The 4,165-nt window shown below is 37.3% G+C and carries 5 protein-coding genes and 1 pseudogene; all 6 read right to left on the bottom strand.

Going from position 1 to position 4,165, the window contains the following annotated elements:
- Positions 1-444 (bottom strand): annotated as a pseudogene (locus tag DWX33_RS09665) (hypothetical protein); the annotation flags it as partial.
- Positions 445-454: 10 nt separating this feature from the next.
- Positions 455-973 carry a hypothetical protein gene (locus DWX33_RS09660; protein ID WP_229033055.1) on the bottom strand — a complete coding sequence of 173 codons (519 nt, stop codon included), beginning with the start codon at positions 971-973 and terminating at the stop codon, positions 455-457.
- A gap of 8 nt (positions 974-981) precedes the next feature.
- Entirely contained in the window at positions 982-1,689 is a 708-nt protein-coding gene (locus DWX33_RS09655; protein ID WP_122380287.1) for a glycosyltransferase family 32 protein, read from the bottom strand.
- A gap of 5 nt (positions 1,690-1,694) precedes the next feature.
- Positions 1,695-1,913 (bottom strand): DUF3244 domain-containing protein, encoded by a 219-nt coding sequence (locus tag DWX33_RS09650; protein ID WP_080707584.1) that lies wholly within the window; start codon positions 1,911-1,913, stop codon positions 1,695-1,697.
- A 222-nt stretch (positions 1,914-2,135) separates the two neighbouring features.
- Positions 2,136-2,501, bottom strand: a complete 366-nt coding sequence (locus DWX33_RS09645; RefSeq protein WP_008773255.1) for a DUF3244 domain-containing protein — start codon at positions 2,499-2,501, stop codon at positions 2,136-2,138.
- Between the two features lie 104 nt (positions 2,502-2,605).
- The coding region (locus DWX33_RS09640) for a tetratricopeptide repeat protein (RefSeq protein WP_147425506.1) at positions 2,606-4,165 on the bottom strand (1,560 nt) is incomplete at its 5' end.

Genomic DNA, 4,165 nt, shown 5'->3' with positions numbered 1-4,165 from the left:
GGCATCACAATATTTTTTGAATGATTCGGAAAAAAATAGCTGATCTGAATCTATCTTGATCGCATAGCGATAGGTTACTTTTGAAATCGCGTAATTCGTGTATCCGGAAAGGAGATGAATCGAATCCTTTGGCAGATTCATGATCTCTTGAAATTGTTCATCCGCTAAATCTATAGGATAGATATAGGGGTGGTATTCAAAGATTTTGATTTTATCGGGGTATTTGCTCTGTTTTCTTTTAAGTATATTAGCTGTCTCATCTGTACAATTGTGATATACCGCAATCAGCTCATCTAATCCTTCAATACAAGACTCTATGCAAGCGTCTAGGAAATCCGCGCTGTTTTGGCAGCGCAATATACCCGTTACCCCTAAAGGGCGTTCTTTTGTCAATTGTGATAAATCGACAGCGTATTCGGTATAGTCCTGTTGCTTAGAGTTCATCGTAATTAAATTATTGATTCATTTCTAATTGATTTTGAGAAAAACAAGTTTCCCAAATTTTTTTCTGTATATAGCTCTCTCTATAAGGACTATATGGCAAACCTCTTTGTGCATCTTCTCCTATGTACTCTTTTCTAAACATTAAATATGTATGATAATCCTTTAGTGTATCGTCATTCAAAATTTCTGTTTCTTGTATCTTTATATCTATATCCGATAATACATCTTTGATCTCACCGGTAATAAAACGTTCTCTTAATAGATAGGTGATTCCCCATCCAATGCCACATAATCCATCTGACAAATCAAGAGATAAATTATCCGGAAGCTCCATTATAGATTCTAATATCTCGTCCGCGAATTGTTCATATAAAGCATCTCCACTGTAACGACTGTATTCATAAAATAGGATAGTCATGCCTAGCTTACCGTTATACAATCCGGGATGCTCTAGAGCCTCTGTTTTCAGTACCCCGTAACGGAGTAGGTCTTTTAGTATGCCTTTGTATTGAATGAATAACTCTTTCATATCGTTCATTAATTGTAAAATGAAAAATTCGTATCCCAGCTACCAAAAAAATAATGAGAACAATATGCTTCCTTTATTTTTTCATGGAATGAGGCGGTCTCTCCCTGATAGATATATGAACCCATGTCATCTTTCGTCACAGGTGTTACTTTTGAATAAGGGAAAAGAGTAACCTTGTATCTTTTCTTCAAGGTATTAAATATCCGTGATATCATCAATGGGCCTGTTGTATGCATCACCTTTTGTGCTGGATAGTCCCGTAACATTGCATCAGTAATTTCTTTTAAAATGTTTATCCATCCTCCGCATCTTGGCTCAGAAACCATAAATGCGTTTCCTATTAGGGTGGGCATACTTGAGTTGAAATTATGCTGTGGAGGCTCCTCTCCGAACCCTATCGCCACATCTTCTAATAATGGCTCGATAGGCTTAAAACATTCCGTATCCAAATCCGTATAGACTCCCCCATATACATATAATATCATATAGCGAATCGTGTCCCAACGTTGGACATTGTATGAAAAACTTCTATACAAGGAAAGATACTCCGGAAAATGTTTTTCTACCAACTCATCCATTTCCTCTCCGTTCCAAAGGTGATATTCCCAATCTGGATTCTGCTCTCGCCAAGTTCTTGCCAAGATTTGTAAGCGGGTGGGCATACATGGTTCTGTGCGCCCCTCCCAGACTTGATGTATGATTTTAGGGATTGCCATATGCTTTATTTAATCTCGAATTTTCCTACTAGCCATCCTAACTTATGGGTCAAGACTACTAGGTCTGTGTTTGTTTCTATTCCGTCCAATGGAATGTTGATAATATCGCCTGTTCCTCCGGAGAGTACATTCTCATACATTATATTACCTGTATTATCCATAATATGGATAGCTAGATCATCTAATGCATCTATGAAATGGACACTCAAGATATTTCCTTCTATAGATTATGTATTAGTTCTTGATTAATGACAAACTTAGTATTTCTGTAAGGTTATACTTAGAGTTCCTAATAACATAATTCAATGCAAGCATCCAGGAAAAACGTATCATTGGGGGCACTGTACAGTGATTATCACGTTTAACGATCTTTTTTGGTTAATAGTGATAGATCAACTATATGATACTGTTTAATCCTGAAGCTTGCATATGATAAAGAATAATACCTAATTATTTTGTATGATGAATTCTCCCATAAGCTGCCCTAGGCGATGTTCTAACACTACATAAAAGCATCCTGTGCCAGCCTGATCTAAAGAGATGGATACACATTCACCTGCTTCGCCGGAGACTACTTCGTTATATAGGATAGCTCCTTGTTCATTTACAACTTGAACAGTCAAATCATCTAGAGCATCGATAAAATGTATGCTCAATAGATTTCCGTCGATGGATACTGTTGGAGGAGCAGGAGTGACAGAGCGATAATAATCGTCATGCCATTTGCCTTTAGTTGGTACATTATCTCCATAAACAGACAGTGGCGAAAAGAGGCCAAATAGCATCAATAAGGTTAATAATTTTGTTTTCATAATATTTTGTTTTTCTTTTTGCAAAAGAAAAGCTTTATTCTCTAATAACAATGAACATGGATGAACAATTGGCATTTTCGTTTTTGTTCATTTTCTAACACTGACTATAGGTCATTGATATATAGATCGAAATCGGAGGCTTTTCCTGTTTTGCCGCTCATCTTCAGATAAAGTCTTTTCCGTAAGACTGATATATTACTATGGTTTAATAACATAGAAAGACGTGAGGGTTTCACATGGATTCTCACTAAATAGCATAACCGTTCCATTTGTATCGGTATTTTAGGGTAAGCTTCTTGAAGTTTTTGTGCAAAAGACGGATAAATAGCGTTTATAAGCTGAAACAGCTCTTCCCAATCCTCGGTAGACGGTTTCCATTCCTCGTTTTCATGAAAGTTTTTATAAACAGATGAATTTTTTAGGTTCTGTAATAATTCAATCTGATGTTCTTTTTGGGCATACAATGCTTGGTTCTTTTGTTCGAAGTCCTGTCGCAGCTTCTTCTTGAGCTCTTGCTGTTCCTGATCTTTCTCTTGTAAAGATCTGTTTAATACCTCTATGATTTGTTTATTATGCTCTATCTGCTCTTTATATTTTAAGACGGTCTTATCGCAAGAGAAAATCTTTTCCCGATCTTTTTCTTGAATTTTCAATAGGTCTTTTTGTCTTTTCTTATATTTAAACAAAAGATAAGTGGTTGGTAGAACTATCAAAAGGCAAATAAGACTGGTTACAACCATCCGTAGGTTTGCATTGGCCGTTTTTACTCGTTCTTCCGCTAGGGCTTTTTGTTTATCCTGTTCATCATAAAGAACTTGTCTGCCTCTAATCGTATTCGTGACTTCTATCTGGTCGAGTGTATCACGCATCATTTCATATCGTTGACTCAACTCCGCATAAAGGATCCATTGTTTTGTCGATAGGGCTATTTGGGATAGATGATAAACAGCCCCCGCTCTCGTGTCCAATCGCACCGCTTTTTCCAAGCATTGTTCTAAATAGATCTTTGCTGAATCTAATTGACCGCATTGATAATAATATTCGCCTAGTGTCAAATAGAACGGATAAATATCATTTCCCAATGCCTGCTTGTTTGCCATGATCTCACGGAGTAGACGTTCCGCTTCCGGGTATGTCTTTGTTTGTACATATAGACTCGATAATTCGGAATAAACAGAGAGCACCTTCCTGCTCACCATCAAATCGAGAGTTTTAGAATAACAGGCGATAGCGCTGTCTTTTTGGTGGATTATCTCATAAATGCGTCCCAGATCTCGAAGTGCATAGACTTGACCGGTAGAATCCGATATTGCCTTGAAATGCATGACCGCCTTTTGCTGATAAAGCAAGGCTCGTTCATATACATCTTGTTGGGTATAAAGCATTCCTATACCGTTATTAATCCTCCCCAGTAATGCATGGTCTTCAATCTGCTCCTCATTCTGTAAGGCATTTAAGAAATACTCTTGCGCTTTCAATGGATGATTTAGGTTTTGATTGATCCGTCCCTTATAAAACCAAGCTTTCGCTTTTCGTTCCAGATCGTCTGTTTCCTCATAATAATCCGTCGCGATCGCGATCAGCGAGTCGGTTTCATGCTTAACAAAAGTCTTGTCTTGTGTTTCTGTTAACAGCAAATAATAATGTGCCTTATCTTTTCGGGA

The organism is Parabacteroides sp. AF19-14 (assembly GCF_003635485.1).
GTDB lineage: Bacteria > Bacteroidota > Bacteroidia > Bacteroidales > Tannerellaceae > Parabacteroides > Parabacteroides distasonis.
This window is presented reverse-complemented; position numbering and strand designations above follow the sequence as displayed.